A 24,462-nucleotide genomic window follows, 5' to 3' on the forward strand; every position below is an offset into this window, starting at 1 on the left:
ACTCCGTCAGAAATCAACCAGCTCGCCCGAGCGGGCATTGATATGCAACATGCGCACCACACCGTCGGGACCGGCCACTTCGAGTTCATAGATATAGACAGTGTCGGTCTGCAGCAGCACGCTGTCGAGCAGCTGACCACCCGACAACTGTTCGACCCGCTCCATCAGATCCATCATCGAGAGAATTTCACCGGCTTCCACCAGCTTGCGGCAGGCCTCCACATCCAGCCGCAGGGGCTGCAGGGCGCTGGCACTGAGCGTGGCACTGAGCAGCAATGCCGCGAAAAACAGCAATTGAGGTTTCTTCATGGGCCCTCCGATCGACGCGCTGATACCGGGCTAGATCGCTCAGGTCAGGCCGCTCTTGTTCAGCCTGCAGACTACGTTGCCTGTCTGAAACAAGACTGAATCCGGGATCTGTGCACCGTCGCGCCCCCGTCAAAAAGCGCTAGGCCCGCCTGGACAACTCCGAAAAAACTTACCGCAAACACTCTGTCACTGACAAAAAAACCACCTTGCGCCCCGCATCGGTTGGCGCCGGTCTGCTTAACACTCAAATCGCGCTTTAAGCACCACAGCACTTTTTATACTTGATGCCGCTACCGCACGAGCAGGGATCATTGCGGTTGGGCTTGCTCTCCAGGCTCACAGTTTTCGGCGTATTAATCATGCTCAGCAAATCTGTAATATTTTCATCGACCTGCGCGTCAACGGTAATGGTGGCGACCAGCTGATGCTCTAGCAAAATGGCTTCAACCTCGGTTTTGCGAGCCTCGCTCTGCACTGACAGCATCAGCGGTGCATCTTCAGTCCCGGGCTTTGCAGCGCGCTTGGTGTTAAAGCCAAAGCTCGAGTGCTTGGGCTTGGGGGTTTGACGACCTTTAAAGAAAAACTTGTCAGACATTATATTGAACCTGTACAGAAAGAATTAAATTGCGAAATTTCAGAGAGCTAACAACCGGCAAGACACGACAGACGGCTAAAACACGTACAGCAGCAGCTGCAATACCAGCAGCGCATAGATCCCGGCCAGCACATCATCCAGCATGATGCCAAAGCCGCCCTCTACCTTTTGATCGACCACCCGTATGGGCCAGGGCTTCCAGATATCGAACAGCCGGAAGAGTGCAAAACCTGCCAGTATCCAGTACCACTGGACAGGCACAAACAACATGGTGATCCAGAAGCCGACAAACTCGTCCCAGACGATGCCGGGGTGGTCATGTACGCCCATATCCCGCGCCGTGCGACCGCACAGGTAGATACCCAGCACCGCCGCCACGACCACCACCAGCAGGTAGCCAGACACAGGCAGCAGAGTCATCAGCAGATAGGGCGGAATCGCTGCCAGGGTGCCGAAGGTGCCGGGTGCCTTTGGCGCCAGGCCACTGCCAAAGCCGAACGCCAGAAAATGAACGGGATTACGCCAGACCGCCAACCGCTGCATAGCTATTCCTTGTATCAGACGCCACTGTTCCGGGCAAAGTGGTTGTAACCGGCATGGCTCTGACCGGAAGGCTCGGTCGTCACCGCGACGCCGTTGTTTTCCAGCCGCAGGCCAGCCGTCGCCGGCATGATTTCACCGATACAGCTGACCGCTACCCCATGTTCCCGCAGGGCATGCTGCAAGGCAGCCCAGCGTGCGGCCGGCACGGTAAAGCAGAGTTCAAAGTCTTCACCACCGCATAACGCCCAGTCCCGCGCCTGCTCGCGGTCACAGTAAGCCAGCAGCGCCTCGGACAGCGGCAGCTGCCACCGTTCGATACGGGCTCCAACATCACTGGCCCTGAGAATGTGCCCCAGGTCCGCCAGCAGCCCATCGGATATATCGATACAGCTGCTGGCGTAATCGGCGATCAGCAGCCCGGTCGACAGCCTGGGCTCGGGGGCGAAGAAACGCTGCAGCAGGTCCTGACTGCTGGCCGGCAACGGATCAGGCTGAACCTCGGGGCGCAGCTGGATATCCAGCCCTGCACGGCTGTCACCGAGGGTGCCGGACACACAGACAAGATCGCCCACAGCGGCGCCGCTGCGATGCAGCCCGCGCCCACTGGGCACCAGCCCCTGGACCTGCACGCTCAGCGTCAGCGGGCCGCGGGTGGTATCACCGCCCACCAGCCGGATACCGAAGCGCCGCGCGCAGCACCCCAGCTGGGCGGAAAAAGCCGCCAGCCAGGCCTCGTCGGCACAAGGCAGCGTCAGCGCCAGGGTGAACCAGGCCGGCTGCGCTCCCATGGCAGCAAGATCGCTGACCGCAGCCCCCATCAGCCGGCTGGCGATATGCCCGGGATCGGTTCCCGGCAGGAAGTGAGTGCCTTCAACCAGGGTATCTATTGAGAGCACCAGATCCATCTCCGGCGGCACCCGCACCTGGGCACAGTCATCACCGATACCGACGACAATGCTGTCGTCGGTATCGGTCAGGCGGCTGAAGTAGTGTCCTATGAGCGCAAACTCGTCCAAGGCGCTGTCCGTCAGCCCTTGCGGGCGCGGATTTCAGCGTAACGCACACGCTGAGCCAGCTTGTCGAGCACACCGTTGACGTACTTGTGGCTCTCGGTGGCACCGAAGATCTTCGCCAGCTCAACACTTTCGTTGATCGCCACGCGGTAGGGAACTTCAACCCGCTGCATCAGCTCGTAGGCGCCGATACGCAGCACCGCAAGCTCGATGGGGTCCAGATCGTTGACCGCACGATCCAGATAGGGCTCGAAGGCTTTATCCAGTTCAGTTTTGGACTTGGCCACACCGTGCAGCAGTTCGGAGAACATCTGCACATCGGTATCCTTCATGTCATTGTCGACACGAAACTGGGCGTCAATTTCGGTCAGCGGCTGACCGGCAATCTGCCACTGATACACCGCCTGCAGCGCAAAGCTGCGGGCGGAACGGCGTTTCTCTGTCAGAGAAACCTTTTTGCGCTTGTTGGGGGTAGGAGCAGGAGCGTCGGACATGTTGCGCTTAAACCTCAAGTTGTCGCAGCAGGCTGACCATTTCCAGCGCTGACAAGGCCGCTTCCGCGCCCTTGTTTCCGGCCTTGGTGCCGGAGCGCTCTATCGCCTGCTCGATGCTGTTAACGGTCAGAATGCCATTTGCGACCGGGACATTGTATTCCATGGCGACCTGAGCCACGCCCTTGGAGCTTTCGGCGGACACATATTCAAAGTGCGGCGTACCACCGCGGATCACGGCACCCAGGGCAATGATGGCATCGTCCTTCTTCTGCGCCGCAACGCGCTGTACCGCCAGCGGGATTTCGAATGCGCCCGGCACCCGAATCACGCGAATGTTTTCTTCCTGCACACCGTGGCGTTTCAGGGTATCGAGCGCGCCTTCCAGCAGGCTTTCAACCACGAAAGCGTTGAAACGACCGACCACGATGGCGTAGTTGCCGGCACCACTCACAAAATCACCTTCATATACTTTCACAGACATTGGCAGTCCCACTTAATCTTCGTATGGAATGTATTCTTCGATTTCCAGATCAAAGCCGGAGATCGCATTAAATTTCATCGGCGAGCTGAGCAGGCGCATCTTGCCCACGCCCAGATCACGCAGAATCTGCGAGCCGGTGCCGACGGTGAGATAGGCACCGGACGAGCTGACATTCACCTTGGACTTCTTAGGCCCCTGCAGCATCTGCTGCAATGCCGTGCCCAGGTTGATCTTGCTGCCCACATCCAGCAGCAGCACCACACCACGGCCTTCTTCCGCCACCTTGCGCAGCGCACGGCGCATGGTCCATTTCACGGTATCACCGGGGCAGGCACCCACCACATCGCGCAGTACTTCGGTACGGATATGTACCCGCACCAGGGTCGGTTCCACAGCGCTGATCTCGCCCTGGGTCAGCGCCAGGTGGGTGCAGTTCTGGATTTCGTCGCGATAGGTCACAAAGTTGAAGTCACCGAATTCGGTGGGCAGTACACCTTCGTCTTCACGCACTACCGTATGCTCGTTGAGCGTGCGGTAGTGAATCAGGTCGGCGATGGTACCGATCTTGAGGCCATGTTTCTCGGCAAATTTTTCCAGATCGGGGCGACGCGCCATAGTGCCATCTTCGTTCATGATCTCGACGATCACAGAGGCCGGCGACAGCCCGGCCAGACGCGGCAGGTCGCAGCCCGCTTCAGTGTGCCCTGCACGGCTCAGCACACCACCGGGCTGTGCCATCAGCGGGAAAATATGCCCCGGCTGAACGATATCTTCCGGCACCGCATCACCGCGTACCGCCACCCGCACCGTGTGGGCACGGTCGGCGGCGGAAATACCGGTGGTGACGCCGGTGGCTGACTCGATAGACAGGGTAAAGTTGGTGGAGAACTGGGCACCGTTGCTCTGTACCATCAGTGGCAGCTTGAGCTGCTCGCAACGGCTACGGGTCAGTGTCAGGCAGATCAGACCGCGGGCATGGGTGGCCATGAAATTGATGTCTTCGGCCCGCACCATCTCGGCGGCAATCACCAGATCGCCTTCGTTCTCGCGGTCTTCATCATCCATCAGGACGACCATCTTGCCCTGACGAATATCCTCGATCAGTTCTTCTGTCGTATTCAGCTGCATCGATATGTTCTCGTGTTGGGCGCCTCAGCGCCGGCTGTATCCGTATTCGGCCAGTTTGGCCAGCGTCAGACCGTCTTGCTGTGCCTTTGCGTCGGCCCGATCTGCAGCACCCTGAGCGGGCGCAAACTGCAGCAGACGCTCCATGTAACGGGCCAGCACATCCACTTCCAGATGTACCGCCCGGCCCTGCTGATAATCGCCGGTAATGGCTTCACCGGCGGTATGGGGCACTATATTGAGTTCAAAATCCGCGCCGTTCACGGCATTCACCGTGAGGCTTACGCCATCGACGGTAATCGAACCCTTGGGGGCAATATAACGCGCCAAGGCTCCGGGTGCCCGTACAAGGTACACAATGGAGCGAGCATCTTCGCGCCGCTCCATTATCAGGCCCACGCCATCGACATGACCGGTGACAATATGACCGCCCAGACGCCCGCTGGGCATCAGGGCCTTTTCCAGATTGACCCGCTCTCCCACCGCCAGACTTTCAAAGCGGCTGTGGGCCAGGGTTTCGCGGGAAACATCCGCCCAGAAACCGTCCCCCGGCAGGGCCACGACGGTGAGACATACACCATTGGTGGCAATACTGTCGCCGAGTTTCACGTCGCTCAGATCCAGTTCCCGGGTCTGTACATAGAGGCGCATATCGCCCTGGTACATCTCGATCGCCGCAATCTGGCCTATGGCCTCGATAATGCCGGTAAACATCAAAGCTGCTCCTGTGTCGGCTGCTGTTGCGGGTACTGCGGATTCAGAGTGAAACGAATATCAGCGCCAAGCTGACGCATGTCGTCCAGGTGCAGCGGGATCTGCTGTGACATGCGTTCGAACGGCAGCTCCAGCAAGGGCCGCGCGGCCGAGCCCAGCAGCTTGGGCGCCATATAGACCAGGATTTCATCCACCAGCTGCGCCGCGACCAGGGCGCCGGCCAGGGTCGCACCGGTTTCCACCAGCAGTTCATTGCACTGCTGCGCGCCAAGCCAGTCCAGCAGGGCGGCAAGATCAACCCGGCCATCAGCACCCGGCAGGCACAGCAGCTCGGCACCGCGCACAACCAGCGCCGCCGCCTCAGCCTGAGTCCCGTCCTGGCAGCTCACCACCAGAGTACGGCCCGGCTGATCCAGAATGCGGGCACTGGGCGACATGCGCAGCCGGCTGTCGAGCACCAGGCGCAATGGCTGACGCTCACCGATAGCCGCCTGTTCTTCGGCACTGAAACCCGCCTCGGCCGGGCGCACTGTCAGGGAGGAATCATCCAGTAGAATGGAGTCCACCCCGGTCAGGATGGCCGAGCTGCGGGCCCGCAGACGCTGCACATCGGCCCGGGCAGCGGGCCCGGTAATCCACTGCGACTCCCCGCTGGCCATGGCGGTGCGGCCATCCAGACTCATCGCCAGTTTCAGCCGCACCCAGGGGCGGCCGGTTTCCATGCGGCGGATAAAGCCGGGATTGAGGCTGCGTGCCTCGGCTTCCAGCAGGCCACTGTCGGCACTGATGCCAACAGAGCGCAAGCGCTCGAGTCCGCGTCCGGCCACCTGAGGATTGGGATCCACCATGGCCGCCACCACCCGGCTCACACCGGCGCGCACCAGTGCATCGGCGCAGGGCGGCGTGCGCCCCTGGTGGCTGCAGGGCTCCAGCGTCACATAGGCGGTGCAGCCACGGGCCCGCTCGCCCGCCATGCGCAGCGCGTTGACCTCAGCATGGCCTTCGCCGGCGCGCAGGTGATAACCCTCGCCCACCAGCTCGTCACCCTGTACCAGCACGCAGCCCACCCGCGGGTTGGGATCGGTGCTGTAGAGACCCTGGCGCGCAAGGCGAATGGCCCGCGCCATCCAGGCATGATCCTGGGAACTCCAGCGCATCAGGAAGACCCCTCCGGAGCATCGGTCTGGGAAGACAAACGGTCGATCTCTTCCTTGAACTCGTTGATATCCTGGAAACTGCGGTAGACGGAGGCAAAACGCACATAGGCGACCTGGTCGAGCTTGCGCAGTTCCGCCATCACGGTCTCGCCCACCAGGCGCGAGGGCACCTCGCGTTCGCCCGTAGCGCGCAGACGCAGCTTGATGCGGTTAATGGCCGCTTCTATGGCTTCAACCCCGACGGGACGCTTTTCCAGCGCACGCTGAACACCGGCGCGCAGTTTTTCTTCATCGAAGGGCTGACGCATGCCGCCGGCCTTGATCAGACGCGGCATCAGCAGTTCCGCCGCTTCGTAGGAGGTAAATCGCTCATGGCAGCTGATACATTCTCGCCGACGTCGCACTTGCTGCCCTTCGGCAACCAGACGCGAATCCACCACCTTGGTTTCATTGGCGCCGCAAAATGGACAATGCATAGGAGAATCCTGCCATTCAAAGAGCGTGTGGGAAGGCGTAATCACGCGACTTCCAAAGTATGACCGCGCTTGGACGCGGTGCGGGCAAAGGTGCCCTAAGTTGCCTGCTGACTTTTTGCACAGTGGCTTTTTAAACGAAAGCTCTGTGCAAAATGCCCATATAACAAAAGGCGGCTAAAAAGCCGCCTGCGGATTCTACCCGAATTGCTCTGCGTTTTGCACCTGCGTCAGCGCGATCGCCGCTGTCGCAGGTGCAGCCGCCGGTTTAGTTGTAAACCGGGAAGCGCGCGCAGATATCCAGCACCTGCTGCTTAACGCGGGCGCTGGTTTCTGCGTTGTCCAGATCGTCCAGCAGATCACAGATCCAATTGGCCAGATCGGTCACTTCCGCTTCCTTGAAACCACGACGCGTTACGGCCGGCGTGCCGATACGCAGACCCGAGGTCACGAAGGGCGAGCGCGGATCGTTGGGCACCGCATTCTTGTTCACAGTAATGTTGGCGCGACCCAGGGCGGCGTCCGCATCCTTGCCGGTGATGTCTTTCTTGATCAGATCAACCAGGAACAGGTGATCGTCGGTACCGCCTGAGACGATATCGATACCGCGGGCCAGGAAGACCTTGACCATAGCCTGGGCGTTTTTTACGACCTGGGCCTGGTATGCCTTCCATTCCGGCTCCATGGCTTCCTTGAAGCACACGGCCTTGGCGGCGATCACGTGCATCAGCGGGCCACCCTGAGATTCCGGGAACACAGCGAAGTTCAGCTTCTTCTGCAGCTCTTCATCGGCACGGGCCGACAGAATCAGACCGCCACGCGGGCCGCCCAGCGTCTTGTGAGTGGTGGTGGTGACCACATCGGCAATCTCGATCGGGCTCGGGTAAACGCCCGCCGCAACCAGACCTGCGATGTGCGCCATGTCGACAAACAGGAAGGCGCCAACCTTGTCGGCAATATCGCGGAAACGCTGCCAGTCGACAACACGGGAGTATGCGGAGAAGCCGGCCACGATCATTTTAGGCTTGTGCTCCAGCGCCAGACGCTCAACCTCGGCGTAATCGATCTCGCCGGTTTCAGCATTCAAACCGTACTGCACCGCGTTGTAGATGCGGCCGGAGAAAGACACCGATGCACCGTGGGTCAGGTGACCGCCGTGGGCCAGGCTCATGCCCAGAATGGTATCACCCGGCTTGCACAGCGCCATGAAGACAGCGGCGTTGGCCTGGGAGCCGGAATGCGGCTGCACATTGGCGTAGGTGGCGCCGAACAGCTCCTTGGCACGATCGATCGCCAGAGTTTCAACAATATCGACGTATTCGCAGCCGCCGTAGTAGCGTTTGGCGGGATAACCTTCGGCGTACTTGTTGGTCAGACCTGAGCCCTGGGCTTCCATGACACGCGGGCTGGTGTAGTTCTCGGACGCGATCAGTTCGATATGCTCTTCCTGACGGCGCTCTTCTGCCTGGATGGCAGACCAGAGATCCGGGTCAAATGCGGCGATTGTCATCTCTTTGCTAAACATAGCTGTCCCCAATAGTGCAAAGGCTGTTCGGTGCCACACTACAGCCCCAAAACAGCCCGAAGCTGAAAAGCCCCAAGCCCGGGAGTGCTGCAGCACCGCGGAAAAGGGCGCCATTATAGTCGAAACTCCTGCAACTGCGCACTTGAAACTGGATCACTGCAACCGGAGGGGAATTCACGGAGCAGGAGGCTTTCCGAGAATGCTGGCCGTAGCGAGAGCCGGCTGATTTGAGCGGGTTTTTGCGGTGCTTTAAGGCGAATAGTGGTTCTATTTAACGAAAAACAGCACAAAAAACAGCCCCTCTTAATGTTAAGGAGTCGGATGGTTCGCAGTAGGTCGAGTATTGTCGGACAGCCTCCTAGCCCCGCCGGAGCGGGGCCATTATCTCGTGAATAGAACAGGCTATTCGATAGCGATATGCCGAGACTCGTTCGGCAGTGCCTGCTGTTTGGGCAGCGAAAGGGACAATACCCCGTTATCAAACTGCGCCTTCACAGCCCCGGCATCAACATCTGAGCCGATGGACAGCTGGCGTAGAAATTCGCCATAGTGGCGCTCCTGGCGGATCAGCTTGCCCTCTTTTTCCTCTTTCTCTTCCGACTGGGTTTGGGCCCGAATACTGAGAATGCCGTTATCCAGGCTGATCTTGATGTCCTCTTTCTTTACGCCAGGAAGGTCGACCTTGATCATATAGGTACCATCGTTTTCATGCACATCGATGGCGGGAACTTTTTCGCCCGTACTGCGGGTCATCGGACGAAAGAAATCACTGAAAAAAGAATCGTCGAACAGACTGTTAAAGCGGGTCAGATTGCTCATGTCTCATCCCTCCCATCATTGGATAGTTTATTAACGCGGCCTTGCCGACGCACCCTAACCCAGGACCGGCAAAGACCTTATCAAGGGAGTAAGTCCTCCTGATGAATGGACCCACCTCCACATTTAAAGTTTAGTACGCTCACCAAAGGCACCGACCTCGAGAGTATTGATTCAAGTCAAGACCATCCCGGATTCAAGCGGCATGACTCAGCATTAGCCATTGCTTACCCCGATCAGCTAAAATTGCCGCCAACCCAGAACTGACAGGTCCTGCTCCCATGGCTCAATATGTGTTTTCGATGGATCGCCTCGGCAAGGTCGTGCCGCCGAAGCGTGAAATCCTCAAGAATATTTCCTTGTCCTTCTTCCCCGGCGCCAAGATCGGCGTCCTCGGCCTCAACGGTTCGGGCAAGTCCACCCTGCTGCGCATCATGGCCGGCCTCGACAAGGAATACATCGGCGAAGCCCGCCCGATGCCCAATCTCAATATCGGCTACCTGCCGCAGGAGCCGGAGCTCGACGACAGCAAGACCGTGCGCGAGATCGTCGAAGAGTCCGTGGCCGATGTAAAGGCCGCCCTGGCAGGACTGGACGCCGTCTATGCCGCCTACGCCGAACCCGATGCCGACTTCGATGAACTGGCCAAGCGCCAGGCCGAGTTCGAAAACCTGATTCAGGCCAAAGATGGCCACAATCTGGAAAACGCCCTGGAGCGCGCCGCCGACGCCCTGCGCCTGCCCCCCTGGGATGCAGAAGTGAAGCACCTGTCCGGTGGTGAGCGCCGCCGTGTGGCCCTGTGTCGTCTGCTGCTCGACAAGCCAGACATGCTGCTGCTGGACGAGCCGACCAACCATCTGGACGCCGAGTCCGTGGCCTGGATCGAACGCTTCCTGCAGGAATACCCCGGTACCGTCGTGGCCATCACCCATGACCGCTATTTCCTCGACAATGCCGCCGGCTGGATTCTGGAGCTCGACCGTGGTCGCGGTATCCCCTACGAAGGCAACTACTCCTCCTGGCTGGAACAAAAGGAAAACCGCCTCCAGGCCGAAGCCAAGCAGGAAGCAGCCCATCACAAGGCCGTATCATCAGAGCTGGAGTGGGTACGTCAGGGTCAGAAAGGCCGCCAGGCCAAATCCAAGGCGCGCCTGAAACAGTTCGAGGAAATGAACTCCCGCGAGTTCCAGAGCCGCAACGAAACCCAGGAAATCTACATCCCGCCCGGCCCGCGTCTGGGCGACAAGGTCATCGAAGCCCGCAACATATCCAAGGCTTATGGCGACAAGGTGCTGATCGAGGACCTGAGCTTCTCCATTCCCCAGGGCGCCATCGTCGGCATCATCGGCGGTAACGGTGCGGGTAAATCGACCCTGTTCCGCATGATCAGCGGTGCCGAAAAACCGGACAGCGGCGAGATCGAAATTGGCACCACGGTGAAGCTGGCCTACGTCAATCAGGACCGGGATCTGAACGGCGACAAGACTGTTTTCGCCGAGATCTCCGACGGTCAGGACATCATCACCGTGGGCACCTACCAGACACCGTCCCGCGCCTACTGCGGCCGTTTCAACTTCAAGGGCGGCGATCAGCAGAAGCTGGTAAAAGACCTGTCCGGCGGTGAACGCAACCGTCTGCACATGGCCAAGCTGCTGAAAGAAGGCGGCAACGTGCTGCTGCTCGATGAGCCGACCAACGACCTGGATATCGAAACCCTGCGCGCACTGGAAGAAGCCATCCTCGGCTTCCCGGGCTGCGCGGTGGTGATTTCCCATGACCGCTGGTTCCTCGACCGCATCTGCACCCATATGCTGGCGTACGAAGGCGAGTCAAAGGTGGAGTTCTTCGAAGGCAACTACACCGAGTACCAGGACGACTACAAGCGTCGCTACGGCAAGGAACATCAGCCTGAGCGCATCAAGTACAAGCGCATGAACTAAAGACCCGAGCCCCTGCCCGGATATGCATACGGGCAGGGTAAAAAAACCGGCCATTCAAGGCCGGTTTTTTTATGCGGGCAAGCCTATAGCGCATCCAGGGCTTCGGACAGCCGCGTCACGCCTATGACTTCCATCCCCGCTGGCGCTGTTTTGGGCACATTGCCCCTGGGTACGATGGCCCGCTTGAAGCCGTGCTTGGCAGCCTCGCGAATACGCTCCTGACCGTTGGGCACCGGCCGAATCTCACCTGACAGACCCACTTCGCCGAAGGACATCAGCCCCGGCGGCAGCGGCCGGTCGCGGTAGCTCGACACCACTGCCAGCAGCAGCGCCAGATCCGCCCCGGTCTCGAGTACCTTGACGCCACCGACTACATTGACGAAGACATCCTGATCCCCGGTCTGCAGCCCGCCGTGACGGTGCAGCACCGCCAGCAGCATGGCCAGGCGATTGTGCTCCAGCCCCACCGCCACCCGGCGCGGATTGGCCATATGGCTCTGATCCACCAGCGCCTGAATCTCCACCAGCAACGGCCTTGTACCTTCCCACACCACCATCACCACGCTGCCGGGGCTGGGCTCGTCCGAGCGGCTCAGGAAGATCGAGCTGGGATTGCGCACCTCGCGCAGGCCGTTTTCCAGCATCGCAAAAACGCCCAGTTCATTCACGGCGCCAAAGCGGTTCTTGTGGGATCTAAGGGTACGAAAGCGGCTGTCGGACGAACCTTCCAGCTGCAGCGAACAGTCGATCATGTGCTCCAGCACCTTGGGACCCGCCAGGCTGCCGTCCTTGGTCACATGCCCCACCAGCAGTAATACAGTGCCGGTCTGTTTGGCATAGCGCGTCAGATAGGCCGCGCTTTCGCGCACCTGCGCCACCGAGCCCGGCGCCGACTGCACATCGGCCATGTGCATCACCTGTATCGAGTCAATCACCATCAGCTGGGGCTGGTGCTGCTGCGCGATCTGGCAGATGGCCTCCACCGAGGTTTCGGACAGCATTTTCAGCTGCCCGGCCTCCAGCCCAAGTCGCTGGGCACGCATGGCCACCTGCTGCAGCGATTCCTCGCCTGTGACGTAGAGCGCAGGCTTCTGTGCCGCCAGGTGACACATGACCTGCAGCAGCAGGGTACTCTTGCCCGCCCCCGGATGGCCGCCGATCAGGATGGCCGAGCCCGGTACCAGGCCGCCACCCAGCACCCGGTCCAGCTCATCGGTGCCGGTGGAAAAACGCGGCATCTCGCCCAGGTTCACTTCCGACAGACTGACGACCTTGCCACCCGTGTCGCTGGCACCGGTATAGCCCTCAAAGCGAGCCGAGCGCGCAGCCGTACCCGCCGCCGCCAGGCGTACTTCGGTCAGGGTATTCCAGCTGCCGCAGGCGCCGCATTGCCCCTGCCATTTGTTGTAATCCGCTCCGCAGTCATTGCAGACGTAGGCAGTCTTGGCCTTGGCCATGGCGAAATCCTCTGAGCCGGCTATCAATCCGGGCATTCTAACCGCTGCCGGGCGCCGCGCCCAAGACTGCGTGGCCCCGGGGTTTAAATACAGCCGCAACAGGTTACACTCCGGACTCTGTTGACAGCCCACAATAAGGAAGAAAAGCGATGAAACTGGAAACAATCGCGGTACACGGTGGCTATGAGCCGGATCCAACCACCCGCGCCGTCGCAGTGCCCATTTACCAGACCGCCGCCTACGCGTTCGACAATGCCCAGCATGGCGCCGATCTGTTCGACCTCAAGGTGCCGGGCAATATCTACACCCGCATCATGAACCCGACTAACGACGTGCTGGAAAAGCGTGTCGCCGAACTGGAGGGCGGCATAGCAGCCCTGGCGGTCGCATCCGGCATGGCAGCGATTACCTACAGCATCCAGACCCTGGCGGAAACCGGCGACAATATCATCTCCACCAGCGAGCTCTACGGCGGCACCTACAACCTCTTTGCCCATACCCTGCCGCGCCAGGGCATCAAGGTCAACTTCGTCGACAAGGATGACTTTGCCGGCATCGAGAAGCTGATTGACGACCGCACCCGCGCCCTCTTTTGCGAGAGTATTGGCAATCCGTCCGGCGGCATCGCCGATATTGAAAAGCTGGCCGAAGTCGCCCACCGCCATGGCATCCCGCTGATCGTGGACAACACCGTGGCCAGCCCGCTGCTGTGGCGCCCCATCGAGCAGGGCGCCGATATAGTGGTGCAGTCCGCCACCAAATACATTGGCGGCCACGGCAACTCCATTGGCGGCCTGGTGATCGACAGCGGCAACTTTCCCTGGGCCGATCACAAGGACCGCTTCCCGCTGCTCAATGAAGCGGACCCGTCCTACCACGGCGTGGTCTACACCGAGGCCTTTGGCCCGGCGGCCTTTATCGGCCGCTGCCGCGTGGTGCCGCTGCGCAACATGGGCGCCGCGCTGTCACCGATGAACGCTTTCCTGCTGCTGCAGGGCATCGAAACCCTGGCCCTGCGCATGGAGCGAATCTGTGACAATGCACTGAAAGTCGCCCACTTTCTGGAAGACCACAAGGCCGTGAAATGGGTGAGTTACGCCGCCCTTGAAAGCCACAAGGATCACGCGCTTGCGCGCAAGTACATGAACGGCAAGGCCTCAGGCATTCTCAGCTTCGGCCTGCACAGCGGGCGCGAAGGCACACGTCGGTTCTACGATGCACTGAACATCTTCATCCGACTGGTAAATATCGGTGATTGCCGCTCACTGGCGTCGATTCCGGCGGAAACCACCCACCGCCAGCTCAACGACGAGGAGCTGAAGTCTGCCGGCGTGAAACCGGAAACCGTGCGCCTGTCGATCGGGATAGAGCACATTGATGACCTGCTGGCCGACCTTGAGCAGGCGCTGGCCAAGGTCTGATAAAACAACAGGAGCGACCCTCGCGGGCCGCTCCTGTTGAGTCTTGCATAGGAAAATTCGCTACGCGATCAGGCGATCGTCTTGGCGGCGATGGCCTCCACCGCCTGCTGCTGCAGCGTATCGATCTCTTCGGCACTGCTGACACAGAAATTGAGATCCCGCAGCACACCGCTGTCCAGACCATAGACCCAGGCATGAATGCACAGCTCCTGGCCGTTGCTCCAGGCTTCCTGCACCATGGTGGTATTGCAGACGTTGTAGGCCTGTTCGATCACGTTAAGCTCGCACAAACGGTCCAGCTTGAACGCCTCGTTGTCGCTCCACTGATCAAGAATGCCACGGTACTTGAAGTAGACATCACGCACATGGCGCAGCCAGTTGTCGATCAAGCCCAGCTGGGTCGGCTCCAGCGATGCCTTGACGCCGCCACAGCCGTAGTGCCCGACCACCATCACATGCTTCACCTTCAGCACCCGCACCGCGTACTGCAGCACGGACAGGCAGTTCATGTCGGTGTGGATCACCAGGTTGGACACGTTGCGGTGCACGAACACATCCCCCGGCAGCAGGCCGATGATCTCGTTGGCCGGTACCCGGCTGTCGGAACAACCGATCCACAGATACTCCGGCGCCTGCTGTTTGGCCAGGGTGGGGAAGAAATCCGGGTTTTGCCGGGATATGCGTTCCGACCAGGCCTGATTCTGCTCAAACAGCTTCTGCAATTGCTTCATGAACGACTCCGATTACACCAAAGGGCTAATGAATTCGATTTGGAATCAGGCGTGATAACGGGCGCTGAGTTCATGCACTGCATCCACAAAAATACGCGCCTGCTCCGGATCTGCGAACTGATGTATGCCGTGACCCAGGTTGAACACATGGCCATTACCCTCGCCAAAGCCCGCAAGAATGCTTTCGACTTCGGCGCGGATACGCGCAGCCGGCGCATACAACACAGACGGATCCATATTGCCCTGCAGCGCGACCCGATCACCCACGCGACGGCGCGCATCCTGAATATCGCAGGTCCAGTCCAGCCCCAGCGCATCGGCGCCGGCATCAGCGATCGACTCCAGCCACTGACCGCCATTCTTGGTAAAGAGTATCACCGGCACGCGGCGGCCTTCGTGCTCGCGCAGCAGGCCGGCGCAGATCTTCTGCATGTAATTAAGCGAAAACTCATGGTACATCGGGCCGCTGAGCACGCCGCCCCAGGTATCGAAAATCTGCACTGCCTGAGCGCCGGCCAGAATCTGCTCATTCAGGTAATTGGTCACCGACTGCGCCAGCTTGTCGAGCAGCGCGTGCAGCACTTCTGGCGTGCTGTACATCATCTGCTTGATGTGACGGAAATCCTTGCTCGAGCCGCCTTCAACCATATAGGTGGCCAGGGTCCAGGGACTGCCGGAGAAACCGATCAACGGCACTCGGCCACCCAGGGCGCCGCGAATCTCGCGTACCGCCGCCATCACATAATCCAGATCCGAGGCCGCATCCGGCACCGGCAGCGCCGCAACATCGGCTTCGCTGCGGATCACCTTGCGAAAGCGCGGGCCTTCGCCGGCTTCGAAGTACAGTCCCAGGCCCATGGCATCCGGAATGGTAAGGATATCGGAGAACAGAATCGCCGCATCCAGATCGAAACGTTCCAGCGGCTGCAGGGTCACTTCACAGGCCAGCTCGCGGTTCTTGCACAGGCTCATGAAATCACCGGCCTGCGCCCGGCTGGCGCGGTATTCAGGCAGATAACGCCCGGCCTGGCGCATCATCCACACCGGAGTTACGTCTACCGGTTCGCGCATCAGCGCTCGCAAAAAACGGTCGTTCTTCAATTCAGCCATCGGGATCAGCCATCAGTTAGCGGTCAAAATAATCGCGCCATTTTAGCGTTTTCCGACAAAAAATGCGCATACAACTGTTTTTGCCAGCAACCGCTCGGAATACATGCGCTTGGGCAGCGCCGCAACGGTGTTGCTGGCGTCTAGACACCGGTATACTGGACTCATTCCTGACCAGCCCGCAGATCCCGGCCGGTCACTCTGCAAAGGCTAACCCCTAATATACCAGCATGGTCAAAGCCGCCGATATTCTCACCCTGCCCGACAGCGCCCACAGCCACGATCACGGCTACCATCAGCTCGTCCTCGGACTCGAAGGCCAGACTGCATTTGAACTCGAGGGGCTTGGCCAGCGCGTCAGCCCGGGCATGGGCTGCGTGGTGCCTTCGTCCACTGCCCATGCGTTCTGCGGCATTGGCAGCAACAGTATCCTGGTGATCAACCTGGCCACCAGCCAGAGCGTCTCGCGCGAGGAGCGCGAACGCATCAACCGGCTGTTCGACCAGGCGGCCTACTTCGACATGAACAGCCAGCTGCAGGTACTGGCCAATGCGGTCAGCCGGGAAATCCGCCAGTATCCCAACGACCCCATGCTGGCACGGGCCTGCAGCAACATGCTGATCTGCACCCTGGGCAACCATATTACGACCCGAGCTCCGGCCCGCAAGCCGGGGCTGCTGGATCTGGCTCTGATCAATGAATACATTCAGCTCAATATGCAGCGCAAGATTAGCGTGGCACACCTGGCCGGCGTCGCCTGCCTGAGCAGCAGCCAGTTCCACGAGCTTTTCAAGCGCCAGGCCGGTATGACGCCGCACCAGTTTTTGCTTATCAAACGCCTGACGGCGGCCCGCACACTGCTGGAAAAGGGCTACTCTGTATCCCATGCAACCGAGCAATGCGGCTTTGCCAATCAGAGTGCCTTCACCCATGCCTTTCGGCGCCACTTTGGCGAAACACCCGCACGATATCGTCAGCAAGCCGCCTTCCAGACCCCCTGAGGCCGGATTTTTCGACAAGAATTCCGGAGTTTCCGGTAAGACCTCCCACCGATCTGTCACTAAAGTGTGTTTAGTCGCCGATGCACTCGGCGCGGCTCGTTATCGCCAGGGAGGCGAGACCAAGGACTCCCAAGAGGCTGTCCGAGAATGCTCGGCCGTAGCGAGAGCCGGCTGATTTGAGCTGGTTTTTGCTATGTTTTAAGGCGAATAGTGGTTCTATTTAACGAAAAACAGCACAAAAAAACAGCCAAACTCAGGAGGTTCGCAGTCGGTTGAGTATTGCCGGGCAGCCTCCCAGGTGTCTGCCCCTGAGCCAGTCCCCGTGCTGACCTATCCACAGGCCCCCGAAAACCGCAGCCCGTCCCTGCCTTTGCAGGACCTTGAGGTACCCGATCATGTTCAAGGCCATTGATGTTCTAAACCCGGACTTCATCACCCGCCCGTCCGCAGAACTCTGGACACAAATATCGCCCCTCTATGCGATCGATGAAAACCGCTGGCTGCAGGAGCTGTTGCCACTGGCTCAGCCCAGCGACGCGGAACTGGAAGGCACCACCCTGGGCGCGACCGACCTGATCGAACAGGTGCGGGCCGACGACGCCGCCATCCACATGATTGACGCCCTGCTGCTGGAATACAGCCTGGATACCCGCGAGGGCATTCTGCTGATGTGTCTGGCCGAGGCCCTGATGCGCATTCCCGATGCCGACACCGCCGATGCCCTGATCCGCGACAAGCTCAGCGTTGCCGACTGGAAAAAACATCTCAAGAACTCCGACTCCCTGTTCGTCAACGCCTCCACCTGGGGCCTGTTGCTCACCGGCAAGGTCGTGACCATGGACGAAAAGGACGATGGCACACCCGCCAACGTCATCAACCGTCTGGTCAACCGCTTCTCCGAGCCCGTGATCCGCAAGGCCATGTACCAGGCCATGAAGATCATGGGGCACCAGTTTGTGCTGGGTCGCAACATCGGCGAGGCGCTCAAGCGCGGCCGCAAGTCCCGCGACCTGGGCTACACCTACTCCTTTGACATGCTGGGTGAAGCCGCGCTCACCGACAGGGATGCCGACAAGTACTTCGCCGACTATGTGCGTGCCGTGGAGGCCGTGGGCCACGATACCTACGGCGACGGCAAGACCTCCAGACCGACCATTTCGATCAAGCTTTCGGCGCTGCACCCGCGTTACGAAGTCGGCCAGCAGGCCCGCGTCCTGGACGAACTCTTCCAACGCGTTCTGCAGCTGATCGGCAAGGCGCGCGCACTCAATGTCGGCATCACCATCGATGCCGAAGAGGCGGATCGGCTGGAGCTGTCCCTCACACTGTTTGAAAAACTCTACCGCGACCCGGCCTGCGCCGGCTGGGGCAACTTCGGTCTGGTGGTACAGGCTTACTCCAAGCGTGCCCTTGCGGTACTGACCTGGCTGGCGAGCCTCGCCGGCGAACAGGGCGACCGCATTCCGGTACGTCTGGTGAAGGGCGCCTACTGGGATTCTGAAATCAAGCTGTGCCAGCAACGCGGCATAGACGGCTACCCGGTTTACACCCGCAAGGAAGCCACAGATACCGCCTACCTGGCCTGCGCCCGTTTTCTGCTGAGCGCACCTGTACGCGGCAAGATCTACCCGCAGTTTGCCAGCCACAACGCCCATACAGTGGCGGCCATCCTGGCCATGACCGAGCACGACGACTTCGAGTTCCAGCGTCTGCACGGCATGGGTGATGCGCTCTACAATCGGGTGCTGAAAAACCATTCCGTCAGCGTGCGCATCTATGCACCGGTGGGCAGCCACAAGGATCTGCTGCCGTACCTGGTCCGCCGCCTGCTGGAAAACGGTGCCAACAGCTCCTTCGTGCACCGCCTGGTTGATGCCCGGCATCCGATTGCCGACCTTATACACCACCCGGTCGAAACCCTGAGCAGCCGCGCCTCCCTCGCCAATCCGCATATTCCGCTGCCGCGGGATCTGTATGGTGACGAACGTCGCAACTCGTTCAGCCCCAACATCGAAATCGACAGCCAGTGGACGCCCTTCAAGCAGGCGGTCGACGGCTTCATGCAGCAACAGTGGAACGGTGGCCCCATCATTGGCGGCACCCGGCGCAAGACCGAACAGGTCCACCCGGTACTGGCACCACAGAACCACGGCATCCGCGTCGGCGAGATGCACTGGGCCAGCACCCAGGACGTCACTGAAGCCCTTGACCTGCTGAGCGACGGTTTTTTCAGCTGGAACGCCACTCCGGTTGATAGCCGCGCCGCCTGCCTGGAGCGCCTGGCTGACCTGCTGGAAGACAATCTGGCTGAGCTGGTGGCGCTGTGCCACCTGGAAGCGGGCAAAACCATTCAGGACAGTATCGACGAAGTACGAGAAGCCGTGGATTTTTGCCGCTACTACGCCGTTCAGGCCCGTCGCGGACTTGGGCAGCCGCTGCTGGGCACCGCCTTCACCGGCAAGGACCGTCAGTACCGCCTTGATGGCCGCGGTGTGTTCGTCTGCATCAGCCCCTGGAACTTCCCGCTGGCGATCTTCCTCGGCCAGGTTAGCGCCGCCCTGGTGGCCGGCAACAGCGTCATCGCCAAGCCCGCCGAACAGACCAGCCTGATCGCCTGCCGTACCGTTGAACTGGCGCTTCAGGCCGGCATTCCGGCCAATGCCATTGCCCTGCTGCCGGGTGACGGTGCCAGTGTTGGTGCGCCCCTGACCCGCGACCCGCGCATTGCCGGCGTGGCCTTTACCGGCTCCACCGAAACTGCGCAGCTGATCAACCGGTCGCTGGCCCAGCGCGACGCCGAAATCGTGCCCCTGATCGCTGAAACCGGGGGCCAGAATGCCATGATCATCGATTCCACCTCCCTGCCCGAGCAGGTGGTACGTGATGTCGTGCATTCCGCCTTCGCCTCCGCCGGACAGCGCTGCTCGGCGCTGCGCGTGCTGTACGTGCAGGAAGATGTGGCCGATCGTATTATCGACATGCTGCGCGGCGCCATGTCGCAGCAGGTTGTGGGTGACCCCAGCCTGCACAGCACCGACATAGGCCCCGTGATTGATCGCAAGGCACAGCAGGGTCTGCTGGCCCACATCGAGAAGCTCAAGGCCAGCGCCCAGCTGATCGGCCAGACGCCACTGCCGCCAAGCACCAGCCAGGGCACCTTTGTGGCTCCTACCGCCTTCCTGATCAGCGATATCGCGGTACTTGAACGCGAGCAGTTCGGCCCCATCCTGCACGTGGTGCGCTACAAGGCATCCGAACTCGATAAGGTTATCGATGCCATCAACGCCACCGGCTACGGCCTGACACTGGGCGTGCACAGCCGCAACGAAGAAACCACCCGGCACATTGCCCGCCGCACCCGCGTCGGCAACATCTACATTAACCGCGACCAGATTGGTGCAGTTGTGGGTGTACAGCCCTTTGGCGGCCAGGGTCTTTCAGGCACCGGCCCCAAGGCTGGCGGTCCGCGCTACCTGCCGCGCTTTACGCGCGAAGTTGCGCTCTGAGCCCCCGAATAGCCATAGGAGTGACCACCATGATCAAACAGACTCAACTCGTCCAGGCTGCCCAGTCCGCCCTGAGAGCCTGGGAAGGCTGGAACGGACTCGGCGTTGCCGGGCGCGCACAACTGCTGCAGCACTTTGTCGCTCAGCTGAACCTGGAGCAGACACGCATTGCCCAGTGGCAGATCGACCAGGCCCTGCGCCTGATCGATACCCCGCTGGAAATGCAGGGCCCCACCGGCGAGTCCAATCTGCTCTCCACCAGTGGACGCGGCCTCTATATCATTGCCGGCGAGCAGCACAGCAGCGAAACGGCCATCGTTGGCCAGCTGGTGGCAGCACTGATCAGCGGTAATGTCGTACTGCTGGCGCCCGACGCCAGCCAGATCGGTTTTTGCCGCGACCTGCTGCGCCAGCTGGTTGCAGGCAGCTGCCCGGCCGCCGTGGCACAGCTGATAGAAGGCGCGGAATCGATACTGGAACTCAGCCAGTGCCCATCTCTGGCCGGCATTGCCTGCGTCTGCGATGACAATACCGCGCGGGAACTTAACCGCCAGCTCAGCAGCCGTGACGGCGTCCTGGTGCAGCTGGTCGCCGAAACTGATGCCGCCGGACTGTCACTGATTGGCAGCGAACAGTATCTGTACCGTTTTATTACCGAGCAGGTCTGCACCACCAACACCACCGCAGTCGGTGGCAACGCCACCCTGCTGGAACTGGGGAGTCAGGCCGAATAATCGCAGAATCACTCTGCTCCGCTTGCTAACCTTCGACCGACCGAAGGCCACAATAACAACTATGCCTGTTAAGGCGAGCTATCAACGAGGCGCAATTTTATGATTGAAAACAATGCCGCAATTATAGGCACCTTCATCGTTTACCTGATTATGATGCTGGGAATCGGGCTCTACGCCTATAAACGCACGTCCAACTCGGCAGACTATTTCCTCGGCGGCCGTTCGCTGGGCCCCTGGCCTGCGGCGCTGTCCGCCGGCGCATCCGACATGAGTGGCTGGCTGCTGCTGGGCCTGCCCGGTTATGCCTTTGCCTCCGGCATGGAAGCTGTCTGGCTGGGGGGCGGTCTGCTGCTCGGCACCTACCTGAACTGGCTGCTGGTGGCCAAGCGCCTGCGCACCTACAGTTTTGAAGCCGATGATGCCCTGACCCTGCCGGAGTTTTTCTCCAACCGCTTCGAAGATGGCAGCAAAATGATTCAGGTCATTTCAGCCTTCTTCATTCTGCTGTTCTTCCTGTTCTATACCAGCTCGGGCCTCGTCGCCGGCGGCAAGCTGTTCGAAACCGTATTCGGACTGGATTACAGCATCGCGGTTATCGTCGGTACTGTCGCGGTCGTGTCCTATACGCTTTTCGGGGGCTACCTTGCCGTCTGCTGGACCGACCTGGTCCAGGGCCTGCTGATGGCCGCCGCACTCGTGATAGTCCCGGTGGTTGCCATGCAGAGCGAAGGCGGCATTACTGAGCTGTTCAGCGCACTGGAAGCGAAAAACCCGGAACTGCTGACCATCTGGAACGATGCCAGCGGCACACCCCTGACCTGGATTGCCATCGTTTCGCTGGCCGCCTGGGGCCTGGGCTACTTTGGTCAGCCGCACATTCTGGCCCGCTTTGCCGGCATCCGTGATAATGAAGCCGTGCCTGCGGCACGTCGCATCGCCGTGATCTGGTCCGGCCTTGCCATGGCGGGCGCCTTTCTGGTCGGCCTGACCGGTATTGTCTATGTTGACAGCAATCTTGGCGGCAACCTCGGTGACGGCGAAACCATCTTCATGCTGCTGGTCAACGCCATGTTCAACCCCATCGTTGCCGGCATCCTGCTGGCGGCTATCCTGGCCGCCATCATGAGCACCGCCGATTCCCAGCTGCTGGTATCCTCCTCCGCACTGGCGGAAGACTTCTACCGCAATCTGCTGCGCAAGAATGCCAGCCAGCAGGAAATCGTTATGGTCGGCCGCGTTGCGGTTATCGGTCTGTCGATTGTGGCACTGATACTGGCGATGAACCCGGACAGCACGGTTCTCGGGCTGGTGTCCTACGCCTGGGCGGGCTTCGGTGCGGCCTTCGGCCCAACCCTGATACTGGCGCTGTACTGGAAACGCATGAACCGCGCCGGCGCCCTGGCGGGCATCCTGGTCGGCGGCATCACCGTGGTGGTCTGGAAACAGCTCTCCGGCGGTATCTACGAGCTGTACGAAATCGTTCCCGGCATCCTGTTCGCCACCCTGGCGATCATCATTGCCTCCCTGGTCACCAGCGCCCCACCGGCGTCGGTCCAGACCCGATTCGAGGTCTACAGCAGCAAGCTGTAACCTTGAATAGTGCCGCACGCCCAGGCGTGTGGCATTGGGCACGGCGGGATCGCACAATCCCGTTCGCTGCCGGCTTTATCTCACTCTTTGTTTGCAGGCAGCCTCCGGGCTGCCTTTTTTTGTACATGGACGTACTTATCCTGCGAGTGCAGGGATGCACAGGAGCAGGGTTTGTGCCAAGCCCGAGCCCCGGCTATCCATGCTCCGCCGAAACCTTACCCCGGGAACAAAAAAGCCGCCCGAAGGCGGCCTTAGTCTGGCAGGGTACAGAATCAGACGTCGAGGTAGTCCAGGATGCCTTCAGCCGCATCACGGCCTTCAGCGATGGCCGTTACGACCAGATCCGAGCCACGCACCATGTCACCACCGGCGAACACCTTGGCGTTGGTGGTCTGGAACGGAAAGCGCCCCTCAACCTTGGGTTTCTGATCAGCCTGAACCCGGCCGTCTTCATGCAGGGCTATATCGAAGTCTGCCAGCCAGGGCGCCGGGCTCGGGCGGAAACCAAAGGCAACCTGCACGGCATCGACTTCGATGACTTCTTCAGAGCCCGGGACGACTTCGGCGCGACGACGACCATTATGATCCGGCTCACCCATGCGGGTTGTCACCAGCTTCACGCCGACAACACGGCCCGCTTCGCCAACAATCTCTACCGGCTGGCGGTTAAACAGGAACTCGACGCCCTCTTCCTTGGCGTTCTCCACTTCGCGGCGTGAGCCCGGCATGTTGGCTTCGTCACGACGATAGGCACAGACCACGCTCTGCGCGCCCTGGCGAATCGAGGTACGGTTGCAGTCCATCGCCGTGTCGCCACCGCCGAGTACCACAACGCGCTTGCCCGCCATGTCGATATACTCCGACGGATCCTTCTCGAATCCGAGGCAGTGATTGACGTTGGAAATCAGGAACGGCAGTGCATCGAAAACACCGTCCAGGTCTTCACCCGGGAAGCCACCTTTCATATAGGTGTAGGTCCCCATGCCGAGGAAGACGGCATCATATTCCTCGATCAGCTGCGCCATGGTGATATCGGTACCGACGTTCACGTTCAGACGGAATTCGACGCCCATCTCGGTGAACATGTGGCGACGACGCTTCATGACATCCTTCTCGAGCTTGAACTCGGGAATGCCAAAGGTCAGCAGGCCACCGATCTCGGGATTGCGATCGAATACCACCGGGGTGACACCGTTGCGCACCAGGATATCGGCACACCCCAGACCCGCCGGGCCCGCGCCTATGATGGCGACCTTCTTGTCAGTGCGCACCACCTTGGACATATCCGGCTTCCAGCCCATGGCGAAGGCGGTATCGGTAATGTATTTCTCCACCGAGCCGATGGTCACGGCACCGAAGCCATCATTCAGGGTACAGGCGCCTTCACACAGACGATCCTGCGGGCAGACACGGCCACAGACTTCAGGCAGCGAGTTGGTCTGATGACTCAGCTCCGCCGCTTCCAGAATGTTGCCTTCCGAGATCAGCTTGAGCCAGTTCGGAATATGGTTGTGCACCGGGCACTTCCAGGAGCAATAGGGGTTGCCGCAATCCAGGCAGCGATGGGACTGATCAGCCACATCCTCCGGCTTGAACGGATCATAAATTTCGGCAAACTCGTGCTTGCGAACCTCGGCATTGATTTTGCCCGGCCCTTCACGGGACACATCGAGGAACTGGAAATCGTTACTCAGACGGTTAGACATAGTCCCCACCTCTTCTTGGGTACC

The 24,462-nt window shown here is 60.3% G+C and carries 22 protein-coding genes; 6 read left to right on the plus strand and 16 right to left on the minus strand.

Annotated elements, in window-relative coordinates; genetic code table 11:
• Positions 1 to 6: 6 nt before the first annotated feature.
• The 12 genes from MRS74_RS00920 to MRS74_RS00975 form a co-directional block, all read right to left on the minus strand.
• The gene (locus MRS74_RS00920) at positions 7 to 309 is read right to left on the minus strand and encodes a PepSY domain-containing protein (RefSeq protein WP_254578389.1); all 303 of its coding nucleotides are present in this window, start codon (positions 307 to 309) and stop codon (positions 7 to 9) included.
• A gap of 256 nt (positions 310 to 565) precedes the next feature.
• On the minus strand, positions 566 to 904 hold the full coding sequence (locus tag MRS74_RS00925) for a PBPRA1643 family SWIM/SEC-C metal-binding motif protein (protein WP_254578390.1): 339 nt from the start codon (positions 902 to 904) through the stop codon (positions 566 to 568).
• A gap of 75 nt (positions 905 to 979) precedes the next feature.
• Positions 980 to 1,447 carry a phosphatidylglycerophosphatase A family protein gene (locus tag MRS74_RS00930; RefSeq protein WP_254578391.1) on the minus strand — a complete coding sequence of 156 codons (468 nt, stop codon included), beginning with the start codon at positions 1,445 to 1,447 and terminating at the stop codon, positions 980 to 982.
• Between the two features lie 14 nt (positions 1,448 to 1,461).
• Positions 1,462 to 2,463: a thiamine-phosphate kinase gene (gene thiL, locus MRS74_RS00935; RefSeq protein WP_254578392.1), complete on the minus strand. Its 1,002-nt coding sequence runs from the start codon at positions 2,461 to 2,463 to the stop codon at positions 1,462 to 1,464.
• 11 nt (positions 2,464 to 2,474) lie between these two features.
• Positions 2,475 to 2,954, minus strand: a complete 480-nt coding sequence (nusB, locus tag MRS74_RS00940; protein WP_254578393.1) for a transcription antitermination factor NusB — start codon at positions 2,952 to 2,954, stop codon at positions 2,475 to 2,477.
• 7 nt (positions 2,955 to 2,961) lie between these two features.
• A complete protein-coding gene (ribH, locus tag MRS74_RS00945) occupies positions 2,962 to 3,435 on the minus strand; it encodes a 6,7-dimethyl-8-ribityllumazine synthase (RefSeq protein WP_026291761.1) in 474 nt (157 codons plus the stop codon).
• Positions 3,436 to 3,447: 12 nt separating this feature from the next.
• Positions 3,448 to 4,563, minus strand: a complete 1,116-nt coding sequence (gene ribBA / locus MRS74_RS00950) for a bifunctional 3,4-dihydroxy-2-butanone-4-phosphate synthase/GTP cyclohydrolase II (protein ID WP_254578394.1) — start codon at positions 4,561 to 4,563, stop codon at positions 3,448 to 3,450.
• Between the two features lie 24 nt (positions 4,564 to 4,587).
• Positions 4,588 to 5,274 carry a riboflavin synthase gene (locus MRS74_RS00955; protein WP_254578395.1) on the minus strand — a complete coding sequence of 229 codons (687 nt, stop codon included), beginning with the start codon at positions 5,272 to 5,274 and terminating at the stop codon, positions 4,588 to 4,590.
• The gene (gene ribD / locus MRS74_RS00960; RefSeq protein WP_254578396.1) at positions 5,274 to 6,431 is read right to left on the minus strand and encodes a bifunctional diaminohydroxyphosphoribosylaminopyrimidine deaminase/5-amino-6-(5-phosphoribosylamino)uracil reductase RibD; all 1,158 of its coding nucleotides are present in this window, start codon (positions 6,429 to 6,431) and stop codon (positions 5,274 to 5,276) included. The genes MRS74_RS00955 and ribD overlap by 1 nt, the downstream gene beginning before the upstream one ends.
• Positions 6,431 to 6,907: a transcriptional regulator NrdR gene (nrdR, locus tag MRS74_RS00965; protein WP_254578397.1), complete on the minus strand. Its 477-nt coding sequence runs from the start codon at positions 6,905 to 6,907 to the stop codon at positions 6,431 to 6,433. Before nrdR ends, ribD begins: the two co-directional genes overlap by 1 nt.
• 265 nt (positions 6,908 to 7,172) lie before the next feature.
• Positions 7,173 to 8,429, minus strand: a complete 1,257-nt coding sequence (gene glyA, locus MRS74_RS00970; protein WP_254578398.1) for a serine hydroxymethyltransferase — start codon at positions 8,427 to 8,429, stop codon at positions 7,173 to 7,175.
• Positions 8,430 to 8,831: 402 nt separating this feature from the next.
• Positions 8,832 to 9,248 carry an Hsp20/alpha crystallin family protein gene (locus MRS74_RS00975; RefSeq protein WP_254578399.1) on the minus strand — a complete coding sequence of 139 codons (417 nt, stop codon included), beginning with the start codon at positions 9,246 to 9,248 and terminating at the stop codon, positions 8,832 to 8,834.
• Between the two features lie 278 nt (positions 9,249 to 9,526).
• Between MRS74_RS00975 and ettA the strand changes: the two genes are divergently transcribed.
• Positions 9,527 to 11,185, plus strand: coding sequence for an energy-dependent translational throttle protein EttA (gene ettA / locus MRS74_RS00980; protein ID WP_254578400.1), 1,659 nt, complete (start codon positions 9,527 to 9,529; stop codon positions 11,183 to 11,185).
• An 83-nt stretch (positions 11,186 to 11,268) separates the two neighbouring features.
• Here the strand turns inward: ettA and radA are convergent, their stop codons facing one another.
• The gene (radA, locus tag MRS74_RS00985; RefSeq protein WP_254578401.1) at positions 11,269 to 12,642 is read right to left on the minus strand and encodes a DNA repair protein RadA; all 1,374 of its coding nucleotides are present in this window, start codon (positions 12,640 to 12,642) and stop codon (positions 11,269 to 11,271) included.
• A gap of 149 nt (positions 12,643 to 12,791) precedes the next feature.
• On the opposite strand from radA, the gene MRS74_RS00990 reads away from it, so the two are divergent.
• A complete protein-coding gene (locus MRS74_RS00990) occupies positions 12,792 to 14,063 on the plus strand; it encodes an O-acetylhomoserine aminocarboxypropyltransferase/cysteine synthase family protein (protein WP_254578402.1) in 1,272 nt (423 codons plus the stop codon).
• A gap of 68 nt (positions 14,064 to 14,131) precedes the next feature.
• Here MRS74_RS00990 and can read toward each other — a convergent pair whose 3' ends face one another.
• Positions 14,132 to 14,794 carry a carbonate dehydratase gene (gene can / locus MRS74_RS00995; RefSeq protein ID WP_254578403.1) on the minus strand — a complete coding sequence of 221 codons (663 nt, stop codon included), beginning with the start codon at positions 14,792 to 14,794 and terminating at the stop codon, positions 14,132 to 14,134.
• Between the two features lie 45 nt (positions 14,795 to 14,839).
• Complete coding sequence (gene hemE, locus MRS74_RS01000; RefSeq protein ID WP_254578404.1) at positions 14,840 to 15,904, minus strand: uroporphyrinogen decarboxylase; 1,065 nt, start codon at positions 15,902 to 15,904, stop codon at positions 14,840 to 14,842.
• A 227-nt stretch (positions 15,905 to 16,131) separates the two neighbouring features.
• Between hemE and MRS74_RS01005 the strand changes: the two genes are divergently transcribed.
• The 4 genes from MRS74_RS01005 (at position 16,132) to putP (ending at position 22,732) form a co-directional block, all read left to right on the plus strand.
• Positions 16,132 to 16,902: an AraC family transcriptional regulator gene (locus MRS74_RS01005; RefSeq protein ID WP_254578405.1), complete on the plus strand. Its 771-nt coding sequence runs from the start codon at positions 16,132 to 16,134 to the stop codon at positions 16,900 to 16,902.
• A gap of 395 nt (positions 16,903 to 17,297) precedes the next feature.
• Positions 17,298 to 20,408: a bifunctional proline dehydrogenase/L-glutamate gamma-semialdehyde dehydrogenase PutA gene (putA, locus tag MRS74_RS01010; RefSeq protein ID WP_254578406.1), complete on the plus strand. Its 3,111-nt coding sequence runs from the start codon at positions 17,298 to 17,300 to the stop codon at positions 20,406 to 20,408.
• 29 nt (positions 20,409 to 20,437) lie between these two features.
• Positions 20,438 to 21,142: a 1-pyrroline-5-carboxylate dehydrogenase gene (locus MRS74_RS01015; protein WP_254578407.1), complete on the plus strand. Its 705-nt coding sequence runs from the start codon at positions 20,438 to 20,440 to the stop codon at positions 21,140 to 21,142.
• A 99-nt stretch (positions 21,143 to 21,241) separates the two neighbouring features.
• A complete protein-coding gene (gene putP / locus MRS74_RS01020) occupies positions 21,242 to 22,732 on the plus strand; it encodes a sodium/proline symporter PutP (RefSeq protein WP_254578408.1) in 1,491 nt (496 codons plus the stop codon).
• A gap of 272 nt (positions 22,733 to 23,004) precedes the next feature.
• Here putP and MRS74_RS01025 read toward each other — a convergent pair whose 3' ends face one another.
• The gene (locus MRS74_RS01025; RefSeq protein WP_254578409.1) at positions 23,005 to 24,438 is read right to left on the minus strand and encodes an FAD-dependent oxidoreductase; all 1,434 of its coding nucleotides are present in this window, start codon (positions 24,436 to 24,438) and stop codon (positions 23,005 to 23,007) included.
• Positions 24,439 to 24,462 lie beyond the last annotated feature (24 nt).

This window comes from Marinobacterium sedimentorum (assembly GCF_024267675.1).
GTDB lineage: Bacteria > Pseudomonadota > Gammaproteobacteria > Pseudomonadales > Balneatricaceae > Marinobacterium_A > Marinobacterium_A sedimentorum.